Annotated in this window: 25 protein-coding genes; 10 read left to right on the top strand and 15 right to left on the bottom strand. The window is 72.7% G+C overall.

Features of this window, described 5'->3' with window-relative positions; genetic code table 11:
• The 3 genes from JW613_RS15945 to JW613_RS15935 all read right to left on the bottom strand — a co-directional run bounded on the left by JW613_RS15945 (position 1) and on the right by JW613_RS15935 (position 2,692).
• Positions 1–477, bottom strand: a complete 477-nt coding sequence (locus tag JW613_RS15945; protein ID WP_372447948.1) for a nuclear transport factor 2 family protein — start codon at positions 475–477, stop codon at positions 1–3.
• A gap of 131 nt (positions 478–608) precedes the next feature.
• Complete coding sequence (locus JW613_RS15940) at positions 609–1,622, bottom strand: GlxA family transcriptional regulator (RefSeq protein ID WP_209211510.1); 1,014 nt, start codon at positions 1,620–1,622, stop codon at positions 609–611.
• Positions 1,623–1,666: 44 nt separating this feature from the next.
• Positions 1,667–2,692, bottom strand: a complete 1,026-nt coding sequence (locus tag JW613_RS15935; RefSeq protein ID WP_209211466.1) for a GlxA family transcriptional regulator — start codon at positions 2,690–2,692, stop codon at positions 1,667–1,669.
• A 65-nt stretch (positions 2,693–2,757) separates the two neighbouring features.
• On the opposite strand from JW613_RS15935, the gene JW613_RS15930 reads away from it, so the two are divergent.
• Complete coding sequence (locus JW613_RS15930) at positions 2,758–4,116, top strand: MFS transporter (protein WP_209211465.1); 1,359 nt, start codon at positions 2,758–2,760, stop codon at positions 4,114–4,116.
• A 73-nt stretch (positions 4,117–4,189) separates the two neighbouring features.
• Positions 4,190–4,960 (top strand): NAD(P)H-dependent oxidoreductase, encoded by a 771-nt coding sequence (locus JW613_RS15925; RefSeq protein WP_209211464.1) that lies wholly within the window; start codon positions 4,190–4,192, stop codon positions 4,958–4,960.
• 33 nt (positions 4,961–4,993) lie between these two features.
• Here JW613_RS15925 and JW613_RS15920 read toward each other — a convergent pair whose 3' ends face one another.
• From JW613_RS15920 to JW613_RS15905, 4 genes are all read right to left on the bottom strand, one after another.
• Positions 4,994–5,659: a flavin reductase family protein gene (locus JW613_RS15920; protein ID WP_209211463.1), complete on the bottom strand. Its 666-nt coding sequence runs from the start codon at positions 5,657–5,659 to the stop codon at positions 4,994–4,996.
• 118 nt (positions 5,660–5,777) lie between these two features.
• The gene (locus tag JW613_RS15915) at positions 5,778–6,563 is read right to left on the bottom strand and encodes an enoyl-CoA hydratase/isomerase family protein (protein ID WP_245225783.1); all 786 of its coding nucleotides are present in this window, start codon (positions 6,561–6,563) and stop codon (positions 5,778–5,780) included.
• A 142-nt stretch (positions 6,564–6,705) separates the two neighbouring features.
• Positions 6,706–8,958: an acetate--CoA ligase family protein gene (locus tag JW613_RS15910; RefSeq protein ID WP_209211461.1), complete on the bottom strand. Its 2,253-nt coding sequence runs from the start codon at positions 8,956–8,958 to the stop codon at positions 6,706–6,708.
• Between the two features lie 162 nt (positions 8,959–9,120).
• Positions 9,121–10,350, bottom strand: coding sequence for a flavin-containing monooxygenase (locus tag JW613_RS15905; protein WP_209211509.1), 1,230 nt, complete (start codon positions 10,348–10,350; stop codon positions 9,121–9,123).
• Positions 10,351–10,466: 116 nt separating this feature from the next.
• Between JW613_RS15905 and JW613_RS15900 the strand changes: the two genes are divergently transcribed.
• Entirely contained in the window at positions 10,467–10,910 is a 444-nt protein-coding gene (locus JW613_RS15900) for a Zn-ribbon domain-containing OB-fold protein (RefSeq protein WP_209211460.1), read from the top strand.
• 40 nt (positions 10,911–10,950) lie between these two features.
• Positions 10,951–11,439 carry a GNAT family N-acetyltransferase gene (locus JW613_RS15895; RefSeq protein ID WP_209211459.1) on the top strand — a complete coding sequence of 163 codons (489 nt, stop codon included), beginning with the start codon at positions 10,951–10,953 and terminating at the stop codon, positions 11,437–11,439.
• 38 nt (positions 11,440–11,477) lie between these two features.
• Here the strand turns inward: JW613_RS15895 and JW613_RS15890 are convergent, their stop codons facing one another.
• Positions 11,478–12,722, bottom strand: a complete 1,245-nt coding sequence (locus tag JW613_RS15890; RefSeq protein ID WP_209211458.1) for a thiolase C-terminal domain-containing protein — start codon at positions 12,720–12,722, stop codon at positions 11,478–11,480.
• 135 nt (positions 12,723–12,857) lie between these two features.
• Here JW613_RS15890 and JW613_RS15885 point away from each other — a divergent pair, with 135 nt between their 5' ends.
• Positions 12,858–14,240 (top strand): acyl-CoA dehydrogenase family protein, encoded by a 1,383-nt coding sequence (locus tag JW613_RS15885; protein ID WP_209211457.1) that lies wholly within the window; start codon positions 12,858–12,860, stop codon positions 14,238–14,240.
• A complete protein-coding gene (locus tag JW613_RS15880) occupies positions 14,219–14,734 on the top strand; it encodes a nitroreductase/quinone reductase family protein (protein WP_209211456.1) in 516 nt (171 codons plus the stop codon). The genes JW613_RS15885 and JW613_RS15880 overlap by 22 nt, the downstream gene beginning before the upstream one ends.
• A 49-nt stretch (positions 14,735–14,783) precedes the next feature.
• Here JW613_RS15880 and JW613_RS15875 read toward each other — a convergent pair whose 3' ends face one another.
• Positions 14,784–15,431, bottom strand: coding sequence for a TetR family transcriptional regulator (locus JW613_RS15875; protein WP_099882025.1), 648 nt, complete (start codon positions 15,429–15,431; stop codon positions 14,784–14,786).
• 306 nt (positions 15,432–15,737) lie between these two features.
• Between JW613_RS15875 and JW613_RS15870 the strand changes: the two genes are divergently transcribed.
• Entirely contained in the window at positions 15,738–18,749 is a 3,012-nt protein-coding gene (locus JW613_RS15870; protein WP_209211455.1) for a serine/threonine-protein kinase, read from the top strand.
• Positions 18,750–18,839: 90 nt separating this feature from the next.
• Here JW613_RS15870 and JW613_RS15865 read toward each other — a convergent pair whose 3' ends face one another.
• Entirely contained in the window at positions 18,840–19,811 is a 972-nt protein-coding gene (locus JW613_RS15865; RefSeq protein ID WP_209211454.1) for a hypothetical protein, read from the bottom strand.
• Between the two features lie 190 nt (positions 19,812–20,001).
• Between JW613_RS15865 and JW613_RS15860 the strand changes: the two genes are divergently transcribed.
• Together JW613_RS15860 and JW613_RS15855 are read left to right on the top strand one after the other, a co-directional pair.
• Positions 20,002–20,559: a hypothetical protein gene (locus tag JW613_RS15860; RefSeq protein ID WP_209211453.1), complete on the top strand. Its 558-nt coding sequence runs from the start codon at positions 20,002–20,004 to the stop codon at positions 20,557–20,559.
• A gap of 176 nt (positions 20,560–20,735) precedes the next feature.
• Positions 20,736–21,320, top strand: coding sequence for an RICIN domain-containing protein (locus tag JW613_RS15855; RefSeq protein WP_209211452.1), 585 nt, complete (start codon positions 20,736–20,738; stop codon positions 21,318–21,320).
• 43 nt (positions 21,321–21,363) lie between these two features.
• Here the strand turns inward: JW613_RS15855 and JW613_RS15850 are convergent, their stop codons facing one another.
• Genes JW613_RS15850 through JW613_RS15840 form a run of 3 tightly spaced genes read right to left on the bottom strand, consistent with a single transcriptional unit; the run spans position 21,364 to position 23,779 of the window.
• Positions 21,364–22,164 (bottom strand): enoyl-CoA hydratase/isomerase family protein, encoded by an 801-nt coding sequence (locus tag JW613_RS15850; protein WP_209211451.1) that lies wholly within the window; start codon positions 22,162–22,164, stop codon positions 21,364–21,366.
• Entirely contained in the window at positions 22,161–22,634 is a 474-nt protein-coding gene (locus JW613_RS15845; protein WP_209211450.1) for a Zn-ribbon domain-containing OB-fold protein, read from the bottom strand. Before JW613_RS15845 ends, JW613_RS15850 begins: the two co-directional genes overlap by 4 nt.
• Before the next feature lie 5 nt (positions 22,635–22,639).
• Positions 22,640–23,779, bottom strand: a complete 1,140-nt coding sequence (locus JW613_RS15840; protein WP_209211449.1) for a lipid-transfer protein — start codon at positions 23,777–23,779, stop codon at positions 22,640–22,642.
• A gap of 118 nt (positions 23,780–23,897) precedes the next feature.
• Here JW613_RS15840 and JW613_RS15835 point away from each other — a divergent pair, with 118 nt between their 5' ends.
• Positions 23,898–25,565 carry a FadD3 family acyl-CoA ligase gene (locus tag JW613_RS15835; RefSeq protein ID WP_209211448.1) on the top strand — a complete coding sequence of 556 codons (1,668 nt, stop codon included), beginning with the start codon at positions 23,898–23,900 and terminating at the stop codon, positions 25,563–25,565.
• Between the two features lie 106 nt (positions 25,566–25,671).
• Here the strand turns inward: JW613_RS15835 and JW613_RS15830 are convergent, their stop codons facing one another.
• Positions 25,672–25,827, bottom strand: coding sequence for a hypothetical protein (locus JW613_RS15830; RefSeq protein WP_180289670.1), 156 nt, complete (start codon positions 25,825–25,827; stop codon positions 25,672–25,674).
• A gap of 271 nt (positions 25,828–26,098) precedes the next feature.
• On the bottom strand, positions 26,099–26,344 hold the full coding sequence (locus tag JW613_RS15825) for a hypothetical protein (RefSeq protein ID WP_209211447.1): 246 nt from the start codon (positions 26,342–26,344) through the stop codon (positions 26,099–26,101).
• Between the last annotated feature and the right edge of the window lie 19 nt (positions 26,345–26,363).

The following is a 26,363-nucleotide window of genomic DNA, read 5'->3' as shown; positions in this document are numbered from 1 at the left end:
TCAGGCCGCCGATGGAGCGCACGCTGCGGCAATCGCCGCAGTGTCCCAGTAGAACGGACGGACTTCGGCGATCCGCCCGTCCCTGACGGTGATCGTTTGCAGGATGGGGAACACGATCTCCCGACCGGTGGCACGTGCGCGTGCGTGGATCCGGCTGAGTACGACCGGCGTCGCGCCAGTGGCAAGAAATTCCTGCTGCGTGATGTCGAACGACTCCCACACGCGGCTCATCTCCAGGAAGAACCGCTCCATGCCCGCGTGGCCGTGCCAGGTGCCGCCGTAGGGCAGCCCGTCGGCCTGGTGGAGAACGACATCGGGAGCGAAGAAGGGGGCCAGCGGGGCGAACGACGCCGTCCCCGGACCGCCTGCGGCCAGATACTCCACCTCGGCCGCGTACATGCCGGTGAGCACCGCCTCAGGGTCCATCGGGGAGGGGACCGCCTGGTCCGGCGGCGGGGAAGAAGCGTGGTGTGTCATGCCGACAGCGTCGCTCGCCAGGCGGCGTAAGGGCTGGCGGTTGTCGGACGCCGCGCTCGGCGGCGCGGGTCGGTCTGCCTGCCGTCCGTTGCCTCCATGGGGCGCGGTCGGCCTGTCTGCCGTCGGTCTCCCTATGCTGCCGCGCCCTGGGCCTCCGCGCGGAACGTGCGGCGGTAGGCGCGGGGGGAGACACCGAGGGCCGCCTGGAAGTGCTGGCGCAGGGAGGCCGCCGTACCGAAGCCGGCCTGGGCGGCGATGCGTTCGACGGCCAGGTCCGTCTCCTCCAGCAGGTGGCGGGCCCGTTCGATGCGCTGCTGGTTGAGCCAGCGCAGCGGGGTGACGCCGACCTCTTCGCGGAAGCGGCGGGTGAAGGTGCGGACGCTCATGGACTCGCGATCGGCCAGTTCGCGCAGGGTCAGGGGGCGGTCGAGGTGGCGCAGGGCCCAGGCGCGGGCGGCTCCGGTGGAGGAGAGCCTGGGCTCGGGGACGGGGCGGCGGATGAACTGGGCCTGCCCGCCGTCCCGATGGGGCGGTACGACAGTGCGCCGTGCCACCGCGTTGGCGACGGCCGCGCCGTGGTCCTCCCGCACGATGTGCAGACACAGGTCGATCCCGGCTGCCTCGCCCGCGGAGGTGAGGACGGCGCCCTCGTCCACGTAGAGCACGTCGGGGTCCAGCCGCACGGCCGGATACAGCGCGCGGAAGCTGTCGGTGGACATCCAGTGCGTCGTCGCCCGTTTGCCGTCCAGCAGTCCGGCGGCGGCCAGTACGAAGGCGCCCGTGCAGATGGACGCGACCCGTGCACCGGGACGGATCCGGGCCAGCGCCTGCCGGAGCGGTTCGGGCAGGGTGCCCTCGGTCTCCGTCTCGTCCGGCTCGTGGGTGGCCGGAACGACCACCGTGTCGGCCTCCGCCAGCGCCTCGGTGCCGTGCGCGACATGGATGGGGAAATCGGCGTCCGTGCGGACAGCTCCCGGATCGACGGCACAGGTGACCACGTCGTACAGCGGCTCTCCCTCCGGGGTCGCCGCGCGGCCGAACACCTGGTGCACCAGGCCGAGCTCCATCGGAATCACTCCGTGCCTGACCAGTACCGCGACCCGGTGCCGCCCTGGATGCACGAAAACCCTCGCCCTGCCGGCCATCTCCGACTCCTTCGTCCGCGCCGTCACCGACCCTCTTTCCGCGCTCATGCCGGCGTCCGTGGCGGACCGCCGTCAGCACCCGCCGTGCTGTCCGTGCGGAACGTACGACGGTAGGCGCTCGGTGAGACACCCAGGACCGCCTGGAAGTGCATCCGCAAGGTCGACGCGGAGCCGAATCCGGCGCGGGCGGCGATCTGCTCGACGGACAGATCGCTCTCCTCCAGCAACTGGCGGACGCGTTCGATGCGCTGCCGGGTGAGCCACTGCTGAGGGCTCACCCCGACCTCTTCGCGGAAGCGGCGGGTGAAGGTGCGGACGCTCATGGACTCGCGTTCGGCCAGTTCGCGCAGGGTCAGGGGGCGGTCGAGGTGGCGCAGGGCCCAGGCGCGGGCGGCTCCGGTGGAGGAGCGGCTGGGCTCGGGGACGGGGCGGCGGATGAACTGGGCCTGCCCGCCGTCGCGGTGCGGCGGTACGACAGTGGTCCGGGCGACCGCGTTGGCGACGGCCGCGCCGTGGTCGCGGCGGATCATGTGCAGACACAGGTCGACGCCGGAGGCGATGCCCGCCGAGGTGAGGACGGAGCCCTCGTCGACGTAGAGCACGTCCGAGTCGAGCCGGACACTCGGGAAGAGGCGCTGGAAGCGCTCAGTGGCCCGCCAGTGGGTGGTGGCCCGTTTGCCGTCCAGCAGCCCGGCGGCGGCCAGTACGAAGGCGCCCGTGCAGATGGACGCGACCCGTGCGTCAGGACGGATGCGCGCGAAGGCGGCGCCGAGCCCGGGGCTCATCGCGCCGCGGTCGTAGGGTTCGTCGCGGTCGTGCGCGGCCGGGACGATCACGGTGTCCGCCTCGGCCAGCGCCTCGGTCCCGTGCTCCACATTGACCGTGAAGTCGCCCTCCGTGCGGATCGCACCAGGTGTGACGGCGCAGGTGATGACCTCGTACAGCGGCTCACCGGTGGTCGACCGGGCCCTGCCCATCAGGGCGTGCGGGATGCCCAGCTCGATCGGCAGCAGACCGTGCCGCACCAGGACGGCGACCCTGTGCAGCCCGGGGCGGGTGAAAACGGCCATGGCCCGATCCTCGCACATGGTGGCCTTCAAGCCACTCGCTCCGCCCTGCACCGCACCGCAGGCTGATGCGCGTGACAGAGACCCTTTCCCCGCAGCCGTCCGGGAAGGACGGCGCGAGCTGCCAAGAGCCGCAGTCCGCCGAAGCGCCCTCCGCGACGGCGCGCCCGGCCGCACCGCGGGTGCACCGCGCCTGGTGGGTCGCCCTGGTGTGCTTCGTCGCGCTGGTGGGGGCGGCCGGCTTCCGGGCGACACCCAGCGTTTTCATCGAGCCGCTGCACCAGGAGTTCGGCTGGTCGCACGGCACCATCTCGTTCGCCGTCGGGCTGAACGTGCTGCTGTACGGACTCACCGCTCCGTTCGCCTCGGCACTGATGGAGCGCTACGGGATACGCCAGGTCGTCACGGTGGCGCTGCTGTTGATCTCGGCGGGCAGCGGACTGACCGTCTTCATGACCAGCGAGTGGCAACTGGTGCTCTGCTGGGGGCTGCTGGTGGGCATCGGTTCGGGCTCCATGGCGCTCGCTTTCGCCGCCACGGTGGCCAACCGTTGGTTCGTCGCCCGGCGCGGTCTGGTCAGCGGCATCCTGACGGCCGGCAGCGCCACCGGGCAGCTGGTCTTCCTCCCCCTGGTGGCGCTGCTGGTGGAGGGGCCCGGCTGGCGTACCGCCTCGCTGGTGGTGTGCTGCGCCGCGCTCGCCGTGGTGCCGCTGGTGGTGTGGCTGCTGCGGGACCACCCCGAGGACGTGGGGCTGCGCCCGTACGGTGCCGGGGCGGACTACACGAGGCCCGAGGCGGATGTGACAGGCGCGCTGCGGCGCACTCTGTCGGTGCTGCGGGACGCCGCCCGTACCCGGGTCTTCTGGCTGCTGGCCGGAACTTTCGCGATCTGCGGCGCCTCCTCCAACGGACTGATGAGCACGCACTTCGTGCCCGCCGCGCACGACCACGGGATGGCCGTTCCCGTCGCCGCCTCCCTGCTGGCCGCCATCGGGGTGCTCGACCTGGTGGGCACGGTCTGTTCCGGCTGGCTGACCGACCGGTTCGACGCGCGGCGGCTGCTGGCCGTCTACTACGGACTGCGCGGGCTGTCGCTGCTGGTGCTGCCGATGCTGTTCGCCGCGAGTGTGCAGCCGCCGATGCTCTTCTTCATCGTCTTCTACGGGCTCGACTGGGTGGCCACCGTGCCGCCCACGATGGCGCTGTGCAGGGAGCACTTCGGGACGGACGGTGCGGTCGTCTTCGGCTGGGTGCTCGCCTCGCACCAGGCCGGTGCCTCGCTGATCGCCTTCCTGGCGGGGCTCGTACGGGACGCTACGGGGACGTACGACCTGGCGTGGACCGGTACGGGGGTGCTGTGTGCGACGGCGGCGCTGATGGCGCTGGTGGTGCGGCGCCGGGCACCGGACCCGACCCGGCCGGAGTAGCTGGCCAGAATCTTGCACTAGTGGACCTTCCGGCCACTCGTTTCACGGTCCGTGTGGGCACACGATCAGTGGCATGAAGACACTGTGGATTTTCGCCCACCCGGAAGCCCGTTCCCTCAACGCCGCACTGCGCGACACCGGGGTCGCCGCACTGCGGGAAGCCGGCCACCAGGTGCGCGAGTCCGACCTGTACGCCATGGGCTGGAAGCCGGTCGTCGACGGTGCGGACTTCCCCGCCCGGGAGCGGCCCGAGGACCGGCTGCTGGTCGGGGACGCGCAGGAGCACGCGTACCGCACCGGGGAGCTCTCCCGGGACATCCGGGCCGAGCAGGAGAAGATCGAGTGGGCCGACACCCTGGTCTTCCACTTCCCGCTGTGGTGGTTCGGCCCGCCCGCCATCCTCAAGGGCTGGTTCGACCGGGTGCTGGTGCAGGGCTTCGCGTTCGGCGTGCAGGACGCGGAGGGCCGCACCCGCCGCTACGGGGACGGCGGGCTGGCGGGCAAGCGCGCCATGGTCGTCACCTCGGTCGGGGCCCGGCCCTCCAGCTTCGGCCCACGAGGCATCCACGGGTACGTGGAGGACGTGCTCTTCCCGGTGCACCACGGCACGTTCTGGTACACGGGCATGGCGGCGCTGCCGCCGTTCGTCGTCTACGGCGCCGATCGGTCGACGGAGGCGGACGTCAAGGAGCGCCAGGAGGAACTGCGTGAGCGGCTGCGGAATCTGGACGCACTCGCGCCGCTGCCCTTCCGGTACGAGGCGGGCGGTGACTACGACGCCGACCTGGTGCTGCGCCCCGAGCTCGCCCCCGGCCGTACGGGGCTGCAGGTGCACTCGGCGTGAGCGCGCCCCTGGGCGGACGGCCGGGGCCGGATCTCAGCTTTCGGCATCCGTGGGAGTGAAGGTGCCGAGGCGCCCCCGGTGGAAGACCAACGGGTCGCGGTCGTCCTCGGCCGCTCCCAGCGCGCGCACCCGGCCGACGACGATGAGGTGGTCGCCTCCGGTGTGCACCGCGTGGATCTCGCAGTCGATCCACGCCGCCACGCCTTCCAGCAGCGGAGAGCCCGTGACCGGCGTCGGGCGGTGGGAGACCCCGGCGAACTTGTCGGCGCCGCTCACCGCGAAGGCACGGCACAGCTCGCCCTGGCCGGCCGCGAGTACGTTCACGCAGAAGACGCCCGCGCGGGCGATGCGGGGCCAGCTGGTGGAGGTGCGGCCCACCATGAACGAGACGAGGGGCGGCTCCAGCGAGAGGGAGGCGAAGGACTGACAGGCGAACCCGGCGGGGCTCGCCTCCGCCTCGGTCGCCGGCGCGGTCACCACCGTCACACCGGAGGCGAAGCCGCCCAGCACGCGCCGGAAGTGGGCCGGGTCGACGGGGGCGCGCTCGTCCTCGCGTACGGCGCGCAGGTCGGGCCGCGGAAGTGCGCCGGGCTCCGCCACCGGCCCGGTGCCGTGCCGTGCGTCCCGCCCGGTGCCACCCGTGGCGTGGGCGGACTGTGCGCCGGCGGCGCGCAGATAGCGCACCGCGGTGGCTGCCATTCCAGCGTGTCCCATCATGGATTCATTCCACCTGATGCCTCGTCAGTTCGGAAGTTCCGTTCGCCCCTGTACCGCCGTCCGCCCGCGCGTCGGCAACTCCAGCGTAACCACGGCGCGGCTACCGCCCCTCGAAATCCGGTGGGCGCCGCTCGACGAACGAGGCCACGCCCTCCCGTGCGTCCCGAGTCGTCATGTTGATCTCCTGTGCCCACGCCTCGGCGCAGAAGGCAGCCGCCCGGTCCTCGTCCAGGGAGGAGTTGACCAGCCGCTTGGTCAGCGCCAGGGCGCGGGTCGGCCCGGCCGCCAGCCGCTCGGCCCAGGCCCCCGCCGTCCTTTCCAGCGCCTCGGCGGGCACGACCCGGTTGACCAGACCGAGCCGCTCGGCATCCGCGGCGGACAGCGCGTCCCCGAAGAACATCAGTTCCTTCGCCCGCTGCGGGCCGATCAGCCTGGGCAGCAGATAGGCCCCGCCGCCGTCCGGCACCAGTCCGCGGCGTACGAAGACCTCCGTGAACGACGCCTCTTCTGCGGCCAGTACGAGATCGCAGGCGAGCGCGAGGTGGCAGCCGAGCCCCGCCGCCGTGCCGTTGACCGCCGCGAGCACCGGCTTCTCGCAGTCCAGCACGGCCGCGACCAGCCGCTGCGCCCCGCGTTCGAGAGTGCGGGCCACATCACCCGCGACGCGCTCGCCACCGGGGGCGCCCTTGAGGTCCGCGCCCGCGCAGAACCCGCGGCCCCGCCCGGTGAGCACCACGGCCCGCACCCCCGGATCCGCCGAGGCGTCGGCCAGCAGGGCGATGAGCCGCTCGCGCTGCTCCCAGGTGAGCGCGTTCCTCGCGTGGGGGCGGTCCAGGACGATCCACGAGACGGCGTTGTCAGTGGCCTGCGCTACAACTTTTTCCAGGGACTCGTCCGGGGCCGCGAGCGGTTTCTCGGCGGACGTGTCACGGGGGAAGGACGGCACGATGCAGCTCCGATCAGCGACGCGGCTTCGTTCAGGGGCGCGGCTTCGTTCAGCGCGGTGGCGGCGCCGGTGCGCGGCGGGGTCAGGGGCAGACCGCCAGCGCGTCGAGTGCCACCGCGCCCTGCCCGCGCTCCAGGACGACCAGCGGATTGATGTCCAGCTCCGCCAGCCCACCACCGTTCCCCGAGCCGTTCGCGGCCAGCTCCAGCGCCATCCGCTGCACCCGCAGCACGACCTCCACGAGCGCGTCGGTGTCGGCCGGCGGCCTGCCGCGTACGCCGTGCAGCAGCGCGGCGCCCCGCAGTTCGCCGAGCATCGCGCGCGCCTGGTCCTCACCGAACGGCGGGACCCGCACGGCGACGTCCCGCAGCACCTCGATCAGAACGCCGCCCAGCCCCACCGTCACCGTCGGCCCGAACAGCTCGTCCTGGGTGATACCGACGGCCATCTCCACGCCCGGGTCGACCAGCTGGCACACCAGCACGCCCTCCAGCTCGATGCCCTCGGCGCGGGCGATCTCCGTCAGCTCGCGGTAGGTGTCCCGTACCTGGCTGGCGGAGGTCAGCCCGAGGCGGACGAGACCGTATTCGCTCTTGTGCGCCAGCTGTGGCGCCGATGCCTTCATGACGACCGGGTAGCCGACCTGCGCCGCCGCGCGCACCGCGCCTGCCGCGCTGGTGCACAGTTGCTCGCGCGGCACGCGGATCCCGTAGGCGCGCAGCAGTTGCTTGCCCGCGTGCTCGCTCAGCTGCCGGCCCGGGTGCAGCAGCGCCCGCGCCTTGCGCAGCGAGGGGGAGGGGGTGCGGGGCGCCTCGTCGAAGGGAGAGCGGTAGGCGCGGCTGAAGCGGTGGTGGTCGAGGTAGGCGCGGACGGCCCGCACGCAGTTGCCGAACGTACGGAAGGTCACCACCCGGGAGGAGCCCAGCAAGGTGTGCCGGTAGGCGTCCTCGGTGCCGACGGGAGAGCCCCATACGACACAGACCAGCTTGTCCGTCTCCTCGGCCGCGGCCACCAGGTCGTGGGCCAGTTTGTCGCTCATCGGGGGGAAGGGCCCGGTGATGGGGCAGATGAGAACGCCGATGTCCGGGTCGGCCAGTATCGCGTCGATGATCTTGCGGCCGCGCCAGTCGCCCACCGGGTGGCCGCCGTTGTCGACGGGGTTGGCGACGGAGAGGTATTCCGGGATCCACTGGTGCAGTTCGTCCTGCTTCCGCGCCGGGAGAGTCGGCAGGCTCAGCCCCTCGGCGGTGGCCAGGTCGGCGAAGTGGGCGCCGGTGCCGCCGGATATGGCGTAGACGGCCACTCCCTCGGCCTGCGGCGGGCGGGCACGGGCCAGCAGTGTGGCGGTGTCCTGCAGCTCGTCCAGCCCGGTGACGCGGATGACGCCGAACTGCCGCATCGCCGCGTCGACCGTGGCGTCCGCTCCGGTCAGCTTCCCGGTGTGCGAGGCGGCGGTACGCGCACCGGCCCGGGTGCGGCCCACCTTCACGGCGACGACGGGGACGCCGTTGCGCGCCGCACGGTCGGCCGCCAGCAGAAAGCCCCGGCCGTCCTTGAGCCCTTCCAGATACGCGGCGACGACCCCGACCTCGGGCAGGGTGGCGAAGTAGGAGAGGAAGTCGGCCGTCTCCAGATCCGCCTCGTTGCCGGTCGGCGCCCAGTGCGAGAGCCGGATGCCCAGCTCCTGCAACGCGAACAGGGGGCGCCCCTGGTGGCCCGACTGTGTGATCAGAGCGATGGCGGGTCCGTCGAGATCGTCGCGGAACCGCTCGAAGGCGTTGAGGTTGGTGTTCGGCCCCAGCAGCCGGACCCCGGAGCGTGCGGCGGCCTCGGCGAGCCTGGTCTGCGCCGCCGCGCCCTCCTCGCCCGTCTCGGCGAATCCGGAGGCGAAGGCGACGGCGAACCTGGTCTTGGTGTCGGCGAGCTGCTCGACGACCGGCAGCGGGTCCGCGACGAGCAGTACGGCCACGTCCACCGGCTCGGGCAGTGCGGCGACGGTGGGGGCACAGGGCAGTCCGAAGACCTCGCGGCGGCTGGGGTGCACGGGGTGCACCCGCGCGCCGACCCGGTCGGCCCAGGCCAGCAATTGGCGTGTGATGCCCGTGTTGGCCCGCCCCTCGGTGTCCGAGGCGCCGACGACGGCCACGGCCTCCGGGCGGAAGAACCGGTCCAGGTCGGGCACCGGTGCGTGCAGCGGACGCCCGCTGACGTCGAGTTCGACGGCGGTGTCGTCGGCCCTGCCGTGCACGGTGCCGCCGCCGGCCCGCTCGCCGCAGGCCAGCACCCGGGCGGAGCGGGAAGTCATGGTGAGGGTCCCGTGAGTCGATCCGAGCATCTTCTCTCGCCCACTCCCGTGTGGTGGCCTACCTGGGGCTGGCGCCTCGCAGGAACTGACGCCCTGTCAGGTTACTGAATTGACGGGGCGTCAGGAACCCTGCGGCGAGCCCGGACCGCCGCCCGGCGGAGGTGGCGGGGCCGTGCTGTCGCGCGTTCGGCTTCAGCCCGCCGAGCGGGCCACCGCCTTGGCTATCCGCCGGGCTTCGAGGGCGAGTTCGCGGAGACCGCCGCTGAGGGGGTTGGAGAATCCGGTGAAGAAGAGGCCGGGTGCGGCGGGATGGGTGCGGCGACCGTGCACGCGGGGCACGCCCCGGGGGTCGAGCACGCCAAGGTGGCCGACCAGGTCCTCCAGGCCGCGTCGGTACCCGGTCGCGGCGATGACGACCTCAGGGGTCACCGTTTCCCCGTCCGTCAGCAACACCTTGCCGTCCTCGAACGAGGCGACGGCGGCCACCGGTTCGACCTTTCCCTGCCGGACCGCTTCCACCAGCCCCGCGTCCAGTACCGGGATGGCGCCCTCGCGTGCCCGCGTGTACAGGCCGGCGTCGGGGCGCGGCAGTCCGTAGGGGGCCAGGTCTGGGACCGACAGCTTGGTCAGTTGCGCCGCCATCCGGTCCACCAGCCGCACCGGCAGCCTCCGGCACAGAATCGCGCTGCGCTGCGAGGGCCAGCCCAGGGTGGAGCGGCGCAGGATGTGCGGAGGTGTCCGGACGGCGAGGCGGACGCGCCCGGCGCCGCCCTCCGCCAGATCCGCGGCGATCTCCGCGCCGGTGTTCCCCGCGCCCACCACGAGTACGTCGCGGCCCGCGTAGGGGGCGGGGGAGCGGTAGCGGGAGGCGTGCAGCAGTTCGCCGGTGAAACCGTCGCGACCGGGCCAGTCGGGCAGGTACGGGGTGTGGTTGTAGCCGGTGGCCATGACCACGGCGGGTGCGAGCAGCCGCCGCCCCCCGTTGGCGTGCAGCACCCATCGCGCGCCCTGCGCCTCGCGCGTTCCCGGCGCGCCCTGCGCCTCGTGCGCATCCGGCGCGCCCTGTGCTCCCTCCGGGCCCGGGGCGCCCTCCTCGTCGTCGGCCCGCTCCAGCCGGTGCACCTCGACGCCGGTGGCCACCTCGATGCGGTGGTGTGCCGCGTACTGCTCCAGGTAGCGCACCAGATCGGCCCGGCGGACCCAGCGTCCGTACGCGCGGGGGATGGGCAGGCCGGGCAGCGAGGAGTGGACCCGGGCGGTGTGCAGCCGTAGCCGGTCGTAGTGGCTGCGCCAGGAGGAGCCGACCGCGTCGGTCCGCTCCAGTACGACGGCGCTGATACCGCGCTCCCGCAGGGCCGCGGCCGTGGCCAGTCCTCCCGGACCGGCCCCGACGATGTGGACAGGTGTGCCGCTGTCGGACATGGGCATGACGACAATCCTAGGTCGGTGCGCCGGCTCTTGCGGGCGTACGCGGAAGCGCCTAGAACTGACAAGGCGTCAGGTGTGGTCGGTCCGGTCCGGCCCGGTGAGGGGGCCCCATGGGCGGAGCGTCGGCACAGCAGCGGTTCGATCTGCCCGACATCGACGCGTTCACCGCCCCGTACTGGCAGGCGGCGGCCGAGGGGCGGCTGCTGGTGCGCCGCTGTCACGCGGCAGGCTGCGGCGCCGCGCACCACTACCCGCGCGAGTTCTGCCCGTACTGCTGGAGCGAGGACGTCGGCTGGGAGGAGGCCGACGGGCGCGCCACGCTCTACACCTGGTCCGTCGTCCACCGCAACGATCTGCCGCCGTTCGGGGCGCGCGTCCCGTATGTCGCCGCCGTGGTGGAGCTCGCGGAAGGGCCGCGCATGATGACGGAGATCATCGACTGTCCCTCCGAGGAGCTACGGGTGGGGATGGAGCTGCGGGTCGCGTTCCGGGCGGAGGGCGGCCGGAGCGCCCAGGAGCCGGTCGTCCCGGTCTTCCGGCCCGCCATGCGATAGTCGCTGGCGGGACGGGGCCGGTGTCGCGCATGCTGGGCCCGTGCAGATCCGAACAGCCACCGAGGCCGACTGGCCCGCCATCTGGCCCTTCTTCCGGCGCATCGTCGAAGCGGGGGAGACCTACACCTACCCCCGCGACATGGCCGAGCCCGCCGCCCGCCGGACCTGGATGCTCCCACCGCCTGGCCGCACCGTCGTGGCCGTGGACGACGACGGCACCGTGCTGGGCTCGGCGAAGATGAACCCGAACCACATGGGTGGCGCCTCGCACATCGCCGGGGCGAGCTTCATGGTCGACCCGGACCGCAGCGGCAAGGGCGTCGGCCGGGCCCTGGGCGCGCACGTGCTGGAGTGGGCGAAGGGGGAGGGCTATCGGGCGATGCAGTTCAACGCTGTCGTGGAGACCAACACGGGCGCCGTCGCGCTGTGGAAATCGCTCGGCTTCGAGATCGTCGCCACGCTGGAGGAGGGCTTCCAGCACCCGAAGCACGGATACGTGGGGCTGCACATCATGTACCAGCGGTTCTGACCGCCCGGGGCGTCACGCACCTTCACCCCTTCACCCCCTCACCCGCGTCCCAGCACCACCGTGCCCGACGAGCAGAACCAGCCGCCCGTTCCCGAGGCGACGGCCAGTTCGGGCAGTGTGCCGTCCCGTCGGCGGACCTGCCGCCCCTCGCCGGCCTCGCCGCGCAGCTGGCGTACCGCCTCGACGAGCAGGAACAGACCCCGCATCCCCGGGTGGCAGGCGGACAGGCCGCCGCCGTCGGTGTTCACCGGAAGTGCGCCGTCCCGCAGCAGCCGCCCGTCCTGGACGAACGCGCCGCCCTCGCCCTTGGCGCAGAAGCCGAGATCCTCCAGCGTCACCAAGGTCATGTAGGTGAAGGCGTCGTAGATCTGCGCCAGGTCGATGTCGTGCGGGGTGACACCGGCGTGTGCGAAGGCCGCACGCCCGGAGACGGCCGCGGGCGAGACGGTGAAGTCCTCCCACTCGGACATCGTCGTATGGGAGACCGCCGTGCCCGAGCCGAGGATCCACACCGGTTCGGTGGCCAGGTCCGCCACCCGGTCCTCGGCCACCAGCAGTACGGCACAGCCGCCGTCCGAGCGGATGCAGCAGTGCAACTTGGTGAAGGGGTCGGCGATCATCGGCCCGGACAGCACGTCGTCCACGGTGATCGGCTCCCGGCGGAAGGCTTCCGGGTTCGCCGCGGCGTTGGCGCGGGCCTGTACGGCGACCTGGGCGAGCTGTTCGGGAGTGGTGCCGTACTGGTGCATGTGCCGGCGGGCCGCCATCGCGTACTTGGCGATGAGCGTGTGCCCGTACGGCACCTCGAACTGGAGGGGGCCGCGCGCTCCGAAGGAGAGGTCGGCGGTACGGCGGCGGGCCTTGAGGTCGGCGCGTGGGGTCGCGCCGTAGACGAGCAGCACGGTGTCGGCCCGGCCCTGTGCGATGGCGTCGGCCGCGTGTGCGGCCATCACTTCCCAGGTGGCCCCGCCGACGGAGGTCGAGTCGACCCAGGTGGGGCGCAGCCCCAGATATTCGGCGACCTCCACCGGCGCCAGGGTGCCCAGTCCGGCGGAGGCGAGCCCGTCCACCTGGGAGCGGTCGCACCCGGCGTCGGCCAGGGCGCGGCGCGCTGCCTGCGCGTGCAGCGCGTACGGCGTCGCCGCCTCCGCGCGGGCCGTCTCCGCGTCGGCCGTCTCCGTGCTCGCCGGGCCCGTCGTCCCGGCGTCGCAGAGTGCCACCCCGGCGACCGCGACGCGGCGGCCGGTGTGGTGCGGACTACGGGCGGACGCGGCGACCGGCATGGAACTGACGGTACATCAGTTCTGGTCGGTGAGGCAGAGTGCACGGGTCTGGGCTTCCCGCGCCGCGGTCCCTAATATGACGCTCCGTCAGCTTGCTGTGCCGTGCCGCGTCATGGCCGTGAGGAGGCACCGCGGATGGACACCGCGTTCACCGAGGAGCAGAACGAGATACGGCGCACCGTACGAGACCTGCTGGCACGACGCTGCAGGCCCGACGAGGTCAAGGCGGCCGTGCGGACCCCGGAGGGATACGACACGGCCCTGTGGAACGCCCTCGCCCGGCAGCTCGGGCTGCCCGGCCTGGCGCTGCCCGAGAGATACGGCGGGACCGGCTGCGGCACCGTCGAACTCGCCCTCGCCTTCGAGGAGGCGGGCCGCACCCTGCTGCCCTCGCCACTGCTGCCCACGGTCGCGCTCGCGGCCCCGCTCCTCGTCCGGCTCGGCAGCGCGGACCAGCGTGCCCGACTGCTGCCCCGCCTCGCCTCCGGCGAGCTGACCGCGGCCCTCGCCGTACCGGGCAGCGCTCTCTCCTCGGCGCTCGGTCTCACCGCGCCCGGCCCCGGCCCCGGGTGGGCGGGCGGTGGGCGCGCGGGCGGCGTCCAGGCGGCGTACCGCACAGCCGGCGGGGGAGCGGGCTGGCGGCTGTACGGGGAGGTGGACCAGGTGCTCGGCGGCCACAGTGCAGGGCTGCTGCTGGTCGCCGCGCACACGGGCGGTTTCACACGCAGCCGCACGCTGCTCTTCCTGGTCGACGGCGCCGCGGACGGCCTTGTGCGTACCCGGCGGACAGCACTGGACGAGACGCGCCCCGTCGCACGCGCGCAACTGCGGGACGTGAAGGCGATCCGGCTGGGTGGCAACGACGGGGAGCGCGCCGACACACGCGACGGGGAGCGCGCCGGTGAACCCGGTGGCGACATGGCTCACGAACTCGCGTCGGCCGGGCCACGGGTGGCCGCCCTCCTGGCGGCCGAGGCCGTGGGAGCCGCGGACGGCGCCCTGGCCCGTACCGTCGAGTACGTCAAGGTGCGTGAGCAGTTCGGGCGACCCATCGGCTCGTTCCAGGCGGTACGGCACCGGCTGGCGGACGTCTACGTGCAGGTGCAGGCGGCACGCTCGGCGGCGTACTACGCGGCCTGGGCCGCCGACGGGCCGAAGCCGCTCGATCAGGACGGCGAGGCCGCCACGGCGGGTGGGACGGCGCTGGGCCAGGCGCTGGAGGCGCTGGGTTCGGCCGCAGCCGAGGCGGTGCAGCTGCACGGCGGTGTGGGTTTCACCTGGGAGCACGAGGCGCACCTGTACTTCAAGCGCGCGGCCGGTGACGAGCTGCTGTTCGGCCCCGTGCACCGGCTGCGGGCGTGTGCGGCGGATCGTGCGGCGCTGTTCGGGCCGGGCGAGGGGGCACGCGGGGAAGAGCGCGAAGCCGAACACGGACGCGGGCACGAACGCAGGGACGAACGGCGGGACGAACGAGAGGGAGAGGTGGGCGCTGTCCGATGGCCGGGAAGAGCGGCTTGAAGCTGGTCCAGAAGACGTCGTCCACCAGGGCTTTCGCCCGAATCGCCCCGCACGTGGTGCCGGTGCTGGACCGGGCCGTGCACCGGCTGTCGGGCGGGCGGACGATGCTCAGCACCCAACTGCTGCCCGGAGTCGTACTGACCTCGACGGGCGCCAGGAGCGGGCAGCGGCGGCGTACGCCGCTGGCGTGCATGCCCGAGGAGGAGCGCGGGAGCTGGCTGCTGGTGGGCAGCAACTTCGGGAAGCCGGGTCACCCCGCGTGGACCGTCAATCTGCGCAGGCACCCGGAGGCGTGGATCAGTTACCGAGGGCGGGACATTCCCGTGAGGGCGCGGCAGTTGGCCGGGGACGAGCGGGAGGAGGCCTGGCGGGAACTGCTGCGGTTCTGGCCGCCGTACGCCGTCTACCAGGAGCGCATCGAACGGCGGATCCGCATTTTCCGTCTCGAACGCCGGGAACCGATGAAGGCCGACGGCGAGAGCGGACACGAATGAGCTGACGGAGAAGAGCTGAGTTCGGGTGTGGGGAGGGGAGCCGGATCGGCTACTTGGCGGGCTTCTTGCCCGTCACGCCGAGGTGGACCAGCAGGGCGAGGCTCGGCTTCAGCTCCGCCTGCTTGACGCCCCAGCTCTGGAAGCCCTTCTGGTGGCCGGCCACGGAGGCCAGCATGGCGACCAGGGAGCCGGCGACGGCTGCCGCGTTGATCTCCTTGTCCACCTTGCCCCGGGACTGGAGGTCCTTGATCGCGTCGGCGAGTGAGTTGTTGACGGAGTTGAGGATCTTCATGCGGATCTTGTAGAACCGCTTGTCGCCCTCCGCGGCGCCCAGATCGACCACGCGCAGGATCGCGTCGTTCTTGCGCCAGAAGGTCAAGAACCCCTCCACCAGGTCCTCGGCCGTCTGCCGGCCGGCCTTGCCCACCCAGGAGCGGCCGGCCACCAGCTCGGTGAGGCCCGCGCCCTCCTTGGCCATGGCTTCCGCGATCTCCAGGACGGCGCCCTCGACATCGGGGAAGTACTGGTAGAAGGTCGCCGGAGAGGTGCCCGCTCTCCGTGCCACGTCGATGACCTTGACGTCGCGGTAGGGCGACGAGCTGAGCATCTCGCTGAGGCAGTCGAGCAGCTTCTGCCGCGTCGCCTGACCGCGGCGTCCGGCCACCCGGCCGTCGACGGTTCGCACTTGTCCTGTCATGCCGTCAGCTTACCGAGGGGTGATCGGCCCGCGATTCGTCAGCGGGCAAACGGGGTGCGCTGAGATTGTCGACCGGCGAGGGGGCAATCGGGGTGATACGGGGCCGAGCTCGAATGCCGGATTCTCCGGGTCATTCCGGGCTTTGTCGGACCACGAAGACACTTACGTGCCGCCCCCGGGTTCGCAACCGACGCGTTCGCCAGGAAGAATCGGCGTCCGGACCGTCAGGTCCGGCACGGCAGTGAGAGGCTGCACGGGGCGGGAACGGGCAGATTTTACGGCCCCTACGGGGAGGTGGCAGGACAAGTGGTGGAGCAGCTTACACAGCACGATCCGCGGCGGATCGGCCCGTTCGAGGTGCTGGGCCGTCTCGGTTCCGGCGGTATGGGGCTGGTCTACCTGGCACGCTCCGCGTCCGGCCGCCGGGTCGCGATCAAGACGGTGCGCACCGAACTGGCCGAGGACCAGCTCTTCCGGGTGCGCTTCACCCGTGAGGTCGAGGCGGCGCGGGCGGTCAGCGGCTTCTACACCGCCGCCGTCGTCGACGCCGACCCGCGCGCCGCGGTGCCGTGGCTGGCCACCGCCTATGTGCCCGCGCCCTCCCTGGAGGAAATAGTCACCGAGTGCGGACCGGTGCCGGTGCAGGCCGTGCGCTGGCTGGCGGCGGGGGTCGCCGAGGCGCTGCAGTCCATCCACGGCGCCGGACTGGTGCACCGCGACCTCAAGCCGTCCAACGTGCTCGTGTTGGAGGACGGCCCCCGTGTCATCGACTTCGGTATCGCCTCCGGCGTCTCCAACACCCGGCTGACCATGACGAACGTCGCCGTCGGTACGCCCGCCTACATGTCGCCCGAGCAGGCGAGGGACTCCCGCAGCGTCACCGGCGCCAGCGACATCTTCTCGCTCGCCTCGACGCTCGTCTTCGCCGCCACCGGCCATGCGCCCTTCCACGGGGCCAACCCCGTGGAGACGGTCTTCATGCTGCTGCGTGAGGGCCCCGATCTGGAGGGGCTGCCGGACGAGCTGCGGCCTTTGATCGAGTCCTGTATGCGGATGAACGCCGAGGAGCGGCCCACACCCGCCGATCTGCAGGCCCAGCTCGCACCGCACCTGTTCGGCGCCGGCAGCGACGACAGCGGAACGGTTTCGGCCTGGCTGCCCTCCACGGCCGTCTCGCTGATCGAGCGGCGCAGGGGCGGTCGCGCCATGCGGCGGCAGAACGCGGCAGCCGCCGCAGCGGGCGCGGGCAGGGGCGCGGATGCCGCAGCCGGAGCCGGTGGCCCCGGGCGCAGCAACGGTGTGGCGGGCGGTTCCGCCGATCCGGGGGGAGCCGGTGGCGGCCCGGGCGCCGGTGGTTCGGCGCTGGACTCCGTGGGGCCCGGCGGCCCCCCGGCAGCAGGGCGCGCGGCAGCGGGTCAGGACGCGGCGGCCTCCGGCCCGGGTGCCGCGGTGCCCGAGTGGGATCAGGGCATCCCTCCGGGCCCGCGCGCCGTCGGCGGCTCCCACGGTGCCCAGGGCGCTTCCGGCGGCTCGGGGCCCTCCGGCGGCTCGGGCGGCTCCGCGAGCGCGGAGGCGGGCCCGGGCTCCGGCTCGGGGCCGGTCGTCTCGCGCCCCGCCTCCCAGCCCGGGAACGCCGATGGCGGGTCCGTGCAGCTGCCCGGGGCCCAGGTACCCATCGGGCCAGGCCCCCGGCGCCCGGACGAGACCGGCCGGGAAGCGGAGGCCGCCCCGACCTCCGACTGGGTGCGCCCGCCCGGCGGCGGGCAGGAAGGCACCCCGCAGTCCTCCGCCGCGCAGCCGTACGCGCAGTTCCCGCCGCAGTCCGGGCCCACGGCGCCGCCTTCCGCGTCCCCCGCGGCGGCTGCCTCGGCGGCGGCCCCCGCGGCATCGGCCCCCGCGGCGTCGGCCGGGGCGCCCGCGGCGGCACCGTCCGCCCATCCGCTGGCCCGCCCCTACGGCGCTCCGGGACCGCGGCACGCAGGCGGCTCCGACCATGGCGGCGGGCGGGGCGGACAGCCGTCGGCCTCCGCCTCGCCCGCCGCCCCGCCGCTCCAGCAGCCGCCCGCCGGGCCACCGTCGCAGCCGTCGTCCCAGCCGTCGCCGCCTTCCCCGTACACCGTGCAGCCCCCGCCGTCCGCGGGGCCTGGGCAGGCGAGCGGCGGCGGGTCGCAGTCCGGCGGACCGCAGCGCTGGCGGCCCTGGCGGTTCCGGATGTCGAACGACGTGTGGGGCTCGCCCGTCGTCGCCGACGACCTGGTGTACGTGACGTCGTTCGAGGTGCACGCCCTGGATGTGGCGAGCGGGCGCAGGCAGTTCAAGACGCGGGAGGTCGCCTGGTCGATGGCGGTCTCCGGCGGGCGGGTGCACGCCTCGGACGGTCCCAGTCTGTACGCGCTCGACGCCACCGACGGCTCCGAGCGCTGGCGGCTGGCAACCGACGGCTGGGTCTACTCGCTCCAGGTCGACCGCGGCACCGTGGTCACCGGCACCCGTGGCGGCGGAGTCCAGGCGTGGGAGGCCGCCAGCGGCGAGAAGCTGTGGGAACTGACCGGCGCGCAGACCGACTTCGAGACCCCCGAGGCGGGACCGGTCATCGCCGACGGCGCCGTCCACACGTGGGCCGACGGGCGGTTGTACGTGCTGGAGGCGCGTACGGGCGCGGAGCGCTGGTCGTACCCGGTCGGTGACGCCTCCGCCACGGGCGGCGTTCCCGTGCGGGTGACGGCCGCCGAGGACGGGACCGTGTACGTGTGCGCGGGCTCCCGGGTGTTCGCGCTGGACGCCGCGACGGGTCGTGAGCGGTGGCGGTTCGACGCCCCGGCCGCCTTCCTGTGCCCGCCCGCCTTCGTCCCGGGCCCCGGGGTGACGGGCGGCGGCGTCTATCTCGCCGACTATCTGGGCACCGTCTACGCGCTCGACTCCGGCAACGGCCACGACCGCTGGCGCATCGCCACCGAGGCGCGGCACTCCACGGAGCCGGTCGTCACCGCGGACGGGCTGGTGCACCTCGGCAGCGGGAGCGCGCTGTACACCCTCGACGCCGTGAGCGGGACGCCCCGGTGGCGTTTCGCGACGGGTGCCGATGTGGTGGGCGCGCCCGTCGTGGCCGACGGACGCGTCCACTTCGGATCGGCCGACCACTGCCTGTACACCGTCGACGCGGTGGGTGGTCAGCTCCGGTGGAAGCTGGCCACCGGCGGGGAGATCACCGGCTCGCCGGTCGTGGTCGGGGGCGTGGTGTACGCGTGCAGCAAGGACCGTTGCGTCTACGCGCTGGATGCGACGAAGGGCACCGGCCAGGCCCGGCACTCCGCCTGAGTACGAGTCCCCGGGCCTCCCGGCCCGCAGCCGCCTGCCGCCTGCCGCCTGCCGCCTGCCGTCTGCCGTCGCCGCGGGTCGCGGGGGCGTTCAGGCCGCGTCGCGTCCGCGGTGCGGCCAGGTGTCCTCGTCGTCGGGGTGCTGTTCCTGCGACGGAGGCGGCGCCGTGGGCAACCGGCGGGTGTTGTCGGGAGGGTTCGCACCGGTGCCCCGGTCCTCGGGCCGTGGTTCGTACGGCTCGTCCAGGGGCGCCCCCTGGGTGCCGGGCTGCGGCTCGTACGGCTCGGACTCCTCGGGGGCCGGAGGCCCGGCGTACTGCTGCTCCGGGCCCTTGAAGGACTGCTCCGGTGGCGGCGCGGCCCCGGGCTCGGGAGGCGGCGGCCCCGGAGGGTACGGCTCCTGGGTGGGAGCTCCCCGCATCCCGGGCTGCCCCGGATACGGCTGTTGCTCGGGGTACGGCTGCTGCCCCTGATACGGCTGCTGCGGCGGGGGCGGCTGCTGCGGCGGCGGTGGCCCCGCGAGCGGCTGTTCCAGGGTGTCCTCCTCCCTCCCCGGCTCCCCGCGGAAGGCGCCTCCGGTCACGGCGCCCCCACCCGCTGCCGCACCCGCCGTCGCGGGCTCCGCGGCGTGCCGGCGACGGGCCGTGGCGCGGCGGCCCGCCATCAGCGCACCGGCGAGCAGCAGCAGAAAACCTCCGCCGAGGGCGAGCCAGGCGCCGGAGGCGAGCCCTCCGGTGTTGCCCGCGGAGAGGCTGCCGGCGGCCTGCCCCTGCCGCACCATCCACAGGATGGTGAATCCCAGCCCCAGCACGCCCGCGAGTGCCACGGTCGCCCGTGAACGCAGCAGCACCCCGAGCACGGCCACGACCGCCACGACCAGCATCAGCACGAACAGCCCGGTGAACAGGGCCGCGTCGGCGCCGGTGATGCCTTGGCCCTGGAAGAGCTCGTCGAGGCGGAAATCACGCCCGAGGCGGCCGTCGTACCACGGTCGGAAGGGGCTGTATACGGCGGCCGCCGCTCCGATGAGGGCGAGTAGCGACCCGATCAGGTTCCGGATCATGGTCTCGCCTCGCTTTCCGGCGCCGCTCCAGGCGCCGCACGGGTGCGCGATCCGCATTCGACGCTACGCCGCTGGGAACCCCCGCGCCACTGCGGGCGTCCTGAGCCGGAGATAGTTGTACTGCACGCGACAAGCACCGGAACCGGTCGTCGCGGAGACGAGCACTCATCGGGGGAGTTCTGTGAAGCGGATGCGTCACCTCAAGCTGCTCGCTGCCGTCACTGTTGTGCTGGTGGCGCTGAGCGGATTCAGCCCGGCCCGCTCCTCGGGCGGTCGCGGCGGCAGCAAGAGTTCCAGCAGCGGCGGTCACGGCGGCGGCGGTTGCAGCAGCAAGAGCTCAAGCAGCCACAGTTCCAGCAGCGGTTACGACAGCGACGACCGATACGACAGCGACGACCGTTACGACACCAACACCACCTCGGGCAGCACCACCGGCAGCACCTCCGGCGGGTCGGGCCGCGAGCGGGCCGAGGGTTCCGGGAAGGTCACCGAGTGCGCGGCGGCCGAGGGCCGGAAGCCCGCGAACGGCAAGGAGCCCGGTGCGACCGTCCGGGTCCGCAACGCGGGCAGCCGCACCGGGACCTTCACCGTCGACGTCACCTTCCGCGATGTGGACGGGGCCGTCGTCGACACGGGCTCGGCCCTCGCCACCGTGCGGGCGGGCCGCAGCAAGTCGGTGGAGGTGCCGATGGATCACCCCGAGGAGGTGCGGAAGGTCGAGGAGTGCGAGGTCACCTCCGTCTCGTAGAAGGCAGCGGGCCCGGCCGGGCGATGACAAGGGAACACCACGTCGGACGCGAGTATCAAAGGGTCCGTCGTGCGGATGAATGGTGATGATGCGGCAGGCAGTTGGTGCGTTCGGGCGATCATCATTCTTGGCGTCATGCTTCGCGTTCCGCGTAGTACACCCAGGAGGGAACACGTATGCCGATTTCCCGAGGAAGCCGCCGCCTGCTGTCCGTCTCCGTCTCCGTCGCCGCTGTCTGCCTGACCGGTGTTCTGGGAAGCACGCACGCTTCGGCGGCTCCCGGCGACCGGGATGTGATCAACAAGACGGACGGCAGCCGACTGGCCACCTACAGCGACAGCAAGGCCGACGGCGCCACCGTGATCAGCCTGCGCGACCCGGCATGGAAGTACAGCTCCGAATCCTGGCGGGCGGAAGGGCCCGGCTGGGACTCCGGAACCGGGACCTCCACCCGAGTGCTGCGCAACGTGGCTGCCGACAAGTGCCTCCAGCCGGCCACGGCGAATCCCCAGCGCGGCACTCGTCTCGTCCTCAAGACGTGCAACGGGTCCGACCTGCAGAAGTGGGTCCTGCACCCGGCCAAGTCCGGAGGGCAGAACTCCGGTTGGTGGATGTGGACACCGAAGGTCGACAACAAACTGGCCATGACGCTCAACCGCTACGGCGACGGCTCGTGGAACACCCTCCACCTCGACACCGCCTATCCGAGCGACGACCGGCTGTGGCGCATCGCCCCCGACGACCAGCCCTGGAACCTCTGATTCCACTCTCCGGACGCCGGTCGTGACCGCTTGACCTGGCCGTCTACCGGGTACGGAAAGTGACCCCGTACCCACCCCGGCCCCGCCCCCGCTCGCGGAACAGCTCCGCCTGCTGCTCCGGCGGCAGGTTGCCGAGTGCGATCAGGGGCGGGGCCTGGGCCATCGCCTGGTTGCGGGCGGCCTCCTTGGCGGCCCACACCGCGCGCACCGTGCCCTGCACGGCCCCGGGCGGGTAGGAGGCCAGCGTACGGGCGCAGCGCAGTGCCGCCCCGAGCGCACCGCCTTCCGGGGCGAGTTCGGAGACGAGGCCCGTCTCGTAGGCGCGGCGTCCGGAGATGCGCTCGGCCGCCCCCATCAGCGCCATCCGCGCGACCTCCCCGAACGGCATCCGCTGTGCCATCGCCATGGACTCGTAAGCACTGACCATTCCGTAGCTGGTGTGCGGGTCGAAGAAGGTGGACTCCTCCGTCGCGATCAGGAACTCCGCCTCGCTCAGCAGATAGAAGGCGCCGCCGCAGGCCATGCCCTCGACGGCGGCGACGACCGGGATCCACAGGTCGTTGCTCTTCGGGCCGATCGACAGCAGGGGGTCCTCCACCGCGAACGGCGCGTGCGGTTGGGGGACGGCGCCCTCCTCGGCGACGGCGGCGCGGTCGATGCCCGTGCAGAAGGCCCGACCGCCCGCTCCGGTGACCACTGCGGCGCGCACCGAGCGGTCGGTGCGCAGTCCGCGCCAGACGGCGGTGAGGGCGCGCGCGTCGGCCAGGTCGAGCGCGTTGTGCTTCCGGGGCCGGTCGAGCGTCACCGTCGCCACAGCGTCCTGCCGCTCGACACGGATGCTCATGGCCGCTCCAGGACCCAGCGGGGCACGGCCATCAGCCGCTCGCCGTCACCCACTTGTCGGAAGACGGCCCGCACCGGTGCGCCGATGCGCAGCTTGCCGGCCGCGGCCGAGCCCAGCGGCGCGTCCGGTGCGGCGACCAGGTTGCCCACCAGCCGGATCGCCGGATCGTCGGCCAGCTCCACCACGAGCACGTTGTAGAGGGCCGCTTCGGCGTAACCGGGCAGCAGCGGCGGATGGGCGACCACGTACGACCAGATGCGGCCGCGTCCGCTCATCCGCTGCCACTCGGCCTCGAACGACCGGCAGCGCGGACAGCACGGCCGTGGCGGGAAGCGCCGCCTTCCGCAGTCGGAGCACGTCTGGACGCGCAGCTCGCCGGCGGACGCGTACGACCAGAAAGGCGCTCCGTCGTCGTCGGGTTCGGGCAGCAACAGGCCGGTCTCCGGTGGGCCGGTGGGGGCGGTGGTCATGGCTGTCAACTCCTCAGCAGCAGTGCGGAGGTGGGTACGCCCTCGCCTGCGGTGACCAGGCAGGTCGCGGCGTTCGGCACCTGGGCGGTGGAGGTGCCGCGCAGCTGGCGGACGCCCTCGGTGATCAGGTTGAAGCCGTGCACATAGGCTTCGGACAGTCCGCCTCCGGAGGTGTTCAGCGGCAGCCGTCCGCCGATCTCCAGTGCGCCGCCCTCGGTGAAGGCGGCCCCCTCACCGCGTCCGCAGAAGCCGTAGCCCTCCAGGGAGAGCGGGACGAGTGCGGTGAAGGCGTCGTAGATCTGGGCGACATCCACATCCTGTGGACACAGGTCGGCGTGCTTCCAAAGCTGCTGCGCGGCCGTCCAGGCGGGGCCGCGCAGGGGGTCCTCGGTCCAGTAGTTGACCATTCCGTGGTGCTGTGCGGGCAGTCCCTGCGCCGCGGAGTGCACATACACCGGTCTGCTGCGGCAGTCGCGTGCCCGGTCGGCGGAGACCACGACGCACGCCAGCGCGCCGTCGGTCTCCAGGCAGTTGTCGAACAGGCACAGCGGTTCGCTGATCCAGCGGGAGGTCATGTACATCTCGCGGGTGAGCGGCCGCTCGTACATCATCGCGGCGGGGTTCTGGTTGGCGCGGTTGCGGCACGCCAGTGCGACGTTGAACAGGTGGTCGCGGGTGGCGCCGTACTCGTGCATGTAGCGGCGGGTGAGCATGCCGATCTCGTCGGCCGGGCGCAGCAGTCCGAAGGGGCGGGTCCACTGCGCCGGGGTGGGCAGCTGCACGGTGGTGTTGCGCCACGGCCTGCCACCGGAGCCGCGTTTGCGGGAGCGCCAGGCGACGCCGACGGTGGCCTGGCCGGTGGCGACGGCGGTGGCCAGGTGGGCGACGGTCGCACAGGAACCGCCGCCGCCGTAGCCGACCTTGGAGAAGAACGTCACGTCGCCCGCGCCGATCGACTTGGCCACCTCGACCTCGTCGGTCTCCTCCATCGTGTACGAGGCGAAGCCGTCCACCTCGCTCGGGTCGATCCCCGCGTCGTCCAGCGCCCGCAGGATGGCGCGGCAGGCGAGGGCCTTCTCGGATTCGGGGAGCCGTTTGGCGAACGGCGTCTGGCCGATGCCGACGATCGCCGTGGCGTCCTTCATGGCGTCCTCCCGGACGTGCTCAGGGCGTGCTGGCGGTGCTGACAGTGCGGGAGGCTACCGCTAACCTGACGGAGTGTCAGGTAGTAGTGCCTGTCGGCCCGGCCAAGGGAGGCGCACGGTGAGCGGCACGGACTTCTCGCCCGCGTACGGAACCGACCCGCGGACCATCCCCCAGCTGGTGCGGGCCGCCGCCGGGCGCCACGGGGCGCGCGAGGCCGTCGTCGAGGGGCGCACCCGCGTCTCGTACGCTCAGCTGGGGGAGCGGATCGAACAGGCCGCCGCCGCCTGCCTGGCCTCCGGGCTGGAGCCCGGCGACCGGGTGGCGGTATGGGCGCCCAACACCCTGGACTGGATCGTCGCCGCACTCGGCGCCGTCACCGCGGGCGGCATCCTGGTCCCGCTCAACACCCGCTTCAAGGGCGCCGAGGCCGCCTACGTGCTGGAACGCACCCGTACCCGGCTGCTGTTCGTCACCGGCACCTTCCTGGGCACCTCGTACGTCGCCTCGCTGCGCCGCGCCACCGCCGAGGGGCCGGGCCCGGGGCCGCTGCCCGGGCTGCCGCAGCTGCGCGAGGTGGTGGTGCTCGCCCAGGACGCACCGGAGACCTTCCGCACCTGGGGGGAGTTCCTCGCGTCGGGCGCCGCCGTCCCCCGCCGGGCGGTACGGGAGCGTGCGGAGCAGATCGCCCCCTCCACGCCCTCCGACATCACCTTCACCTCGGGCACCACCGGGCATCCCAAGGGCGTCGTCATCACCCACGAGCAGACGCTGCGGGTCTACGCCTGCTGGAGCGAGCTCGCCGGGCTGACGGAGGGCGACCGCTATCTCATCGTCAATCCGTTCTTCCACACGTTCGGCTACAAGGCGGGCATCATCGCCTGTCTGCTGCGCGGTGCGACGATGATCCCGCAGCCGGTCTTCAACGTGGAGGCGGCGCTGGCCCATATCGCCACCGAGCGGGTCAGTGTGCTGCCGGGGCCGCCCACCCTCCACCAGTCGCTGCTCGACCACCCGGCCCGCCACCAGCACGATCTGTCGGCGCTGCGGCTGGTGGTGACCGGCGCGGCCGTCGTCCCCCTGGAACTGGTCGAGCGGCTGCGCGCCGAGCTCAAGGTCGGCACCGTACTGACCGCCTACGGGCTGACCGAGGCATCGGGCACCGTGACGATGTGCCGCCGCGGCGACCCGGCCCAGGTCGTCGCCGGCACCTCGGGCCGGGCCATACCGGGCACGGAGGTGAAGGTCGTCGCCTCCTCGGGCGCCGAGCAGCCGCCCGGCACCCCCGGCGAGGTGCTGGTGCGCGGCTACCACGTGATGTCCGGCTACTACGAGGAGCCCGGGGAGACGGCCGAGGTCCTCACCCCGGACGGCTGGCTGCACACCGGCGACGTGGGCGTCATGGACGCCGACGGCAATCTGCGCATCACCGACCGGATCAAGGACATGTTCATCGTCGGCGGGTTCAACGCCTACCCGGCCGAGATCGAGCAGCTGCTCGCCCGGCACCCCGGCATCGCCGAGGTGGCCGTCGTGGGCATCCCCGACCCCCGCCTCGGCGAAGTCGCCAAGGCCTTCGCCGTACGCCACCCGGGCGCGACGGTCACCGCCGACGACCTGATCGCCTGGTCCCGCCGCGAGATGGCCAACTACAAGGTGCCGCAGGAGGTCGAGTTCGTCGCGGAGCTGCCCCGCAACGCGAGCGGGAAGGTCGTCAAGACGCGGCTGCGGGAGACCGCGCGAGGACATCGGTGGCCGTTGTCCCGAACAGGGCACAGCCATCGGTGACGGCTCTCCCGCGCGGCTGTCGGACCGTGTCCGGCAGATCAGTCGAAGGGCGCTGCTGCGCACTGGCGCAACCACCGCGTCCGGCTGCTCCGCCGGACAGGCACTCTCAGCTGGAGTGGTTGTTGTCCGTACTGGCCGTGCTGACGGCAGTGTCGCCGGCAGCTGAAGCCGCCGGGCTGTCAGCCACGGCAGGAGTTCCCAGCCAGCCCAGCAACGCGGCGGCGACAGCAGAGGTGGCGAGGATTCTCTTCAGCAGACTCACTATGGCTCCCCAGGGGTCGGTTTCGGACGGGATCAGCTGTGTTGTTCCTCTGACTGGTCATTACCCATCTGCTTCCGGAGAGCGACCGGAAGCTTGGGAAAAGCCTGTGCATGTGTTGCACCGCGCGTCTGCCGCACCGCGAGCACCGCGAGCACCGCAGCGCTGCGATGAGGCGGCCAGGTGAAGCAGCAGCACGCACGCGGGTCACCATCGACGGCTCCCCCTCTACGCCGTCGATGGCGACCCGCGGTCCCCCCTCGGGACGCCCTTGTCAGCGGGCGGTGGCCTGCTCCTTGGCAGCGGTGTCCTGCTCTTCTTCGGACACCTCGGGCAGGATGGTTCCGTGGTTGTTCTCCACGACCATCGGCGTGGACGTGCCGTGGTTGTTGTCCAGCTCGGGAACGCTGGTGCCGTGGTTGTTCTCGGTGCTCGGAACGCTGGTTCCGTGGTTGTTCTCGGTGCCGGTGGTGCTCTTCTTCGGCTGCTTCTTCTCTTCGGTCTGCTCGTGAGTGGCCATGGTGGCGAGCTCCTATTAG

It is taken from the genome of Streptomyces smyrnaeus, assembly GCF_017676345.1.
Lineage (GTDB): Bacteria > Actinomycetota > Actinomycetes > Streptomycetales > Streptomycetaceae > Streptomyces > Streptomyces smyrnaeus.
This window is presented reverse-complemented; position numbering and strand designations above follow the sequence as displayed.

Coding starts and splice junctions, on each gene's coding strand:
- JW613_RS15940 (WP_209211510.1), bottom strand. CDS start 1,622: ATGGCCGGCAGGGCGAGGGTTTTCGTGCATCCAGGGCGGCACCGGGTC.
- JW613_RS15860 (WP_209211453.1), top strand. CDS start 20,002: ATGCGTCACCTCAAGCTGCTCGCTGCCGTCACTGTTGTGCTGGTGGCG.
- JW613_RS15865 (WP_209211454.1), bottom strand. CDS start 19,811: ATGATCCGGAACCTGATCGGGTCGCTACTCGCCCTCATCGGAGCGGCG.
- JW613_RS15935 (WP_209211466.1), bottom strand. CDS start 2,692: ATGGCCGTTTTCACCCGCCCCGGGCTGCACAGGGTCGCCGTCCTGGTG.
- JW613_RS15845 (WP_209211450.1), bottom strand. CDS start 22,634: ATGACCACCGCCCCCACCGGCCCACCGGAGACCGGCCTGTTGCTGCCC.
- JW613_RS15930 (WP_209211465.1), top strand. CDS start 2,758: ATGCGCGTGACAGAGACCCTTTCCCCGCAGCCGTCCGGGAAGGACGGC.
- JW613_RS15925 (WP_209211464.1), top strand. CDS start 4,190: ATGAAGACACTGTGGATTTTCGCCCACCCGGAAGCCCGTTCCCTCAAC.
- JW613_RS15905 (WP_209211509.1), bottom strand. CDS start 10,350: ATGTCCGACAGCGGCACACCTGTCCACATCGTCGGGGCCGGTCCGGGA.
- JW613_RS15825 (WP_209211447.1), bottom strand. CDS start 26,344: ATGGCCACTCACGAGCAGACCGAAGAGAAGAAGCAGCCGAAGAAGAGC.
- JW613_RS15875 (WP_099882025.1), bottom strand. CDS start 15,431: ATGACAGGACAAGTGCGAACCGTCGACGGCCGGGTGGCCGGACGCCGC.
- JW613_RS15855 (WP_209211452.1), top strand. CDS start 20,736: ATGCCGATTTCCCGAGGAAGCCGCCGCCTGCTGTCCGTCTCCGTCTCC.
- JW613_RS15850 (WP_209211451.1), bottom strand. CDS start 22,164: ATGAGCATCCGTGTCGAGCGGCAGGACGCTGTGGCGACGGTGACGCTC.
- JW613_RS15885 (WP_209211457.1), top strand. CDS start 12,858: ATGGACACCGCGTTCACCGAGGAGCAGAACGAGATACGGCGCACCGTA.
- JW613_RS15880 (WP_209211456.1), top strand. CDS start 14,219: ATGGCCGGGAAGAGCGGCTTGAAGCTGGTCCAGAAGACGTCGTCCACC.
- JW613_RS15910 (WP_209211461.1), bottom strand. CDS start 8,958: ATGCTCGGATCGACTCACGGGACCCTCACCATGACTTCCCGCTCCGCC.
- JW613_RS15920 (WP_209211463.1), bottom strand. CDS start 5,659: ATGGCAGCCACCGCGGTGCGCTATCTGCGCGCCGCCGGCGCACAGTCC.
- JW613_RS15900 (WP_209211460.1), top strand. CDS start 10,467: ATGGGCGGAGCGTCGGCACAGCAGCGGTTCGATCTGCCCGACATCGAC.
- JW613_RS15890 (WP_209211458.1), bottom strand. CDS start 12,722: ATGCCGGTCGCCGCGTCCGCCCGTAGTCCGCACCACACCGGCCGCCGC.
- JW613_RS15945 (WP_372447948.1), bottom strand. CDS start 477: ATGACACACCACGCTTCTTCCCCGCCGCCGGACCAGGCGGTCCCCTCC.
- JW613_RS15840 (WP_209211449.1), bottom strand. CDS start 23,779: ATGAAGGACGCCACGGCGATCGTCGGCATCGGCCAGACGCCGTTCGCC.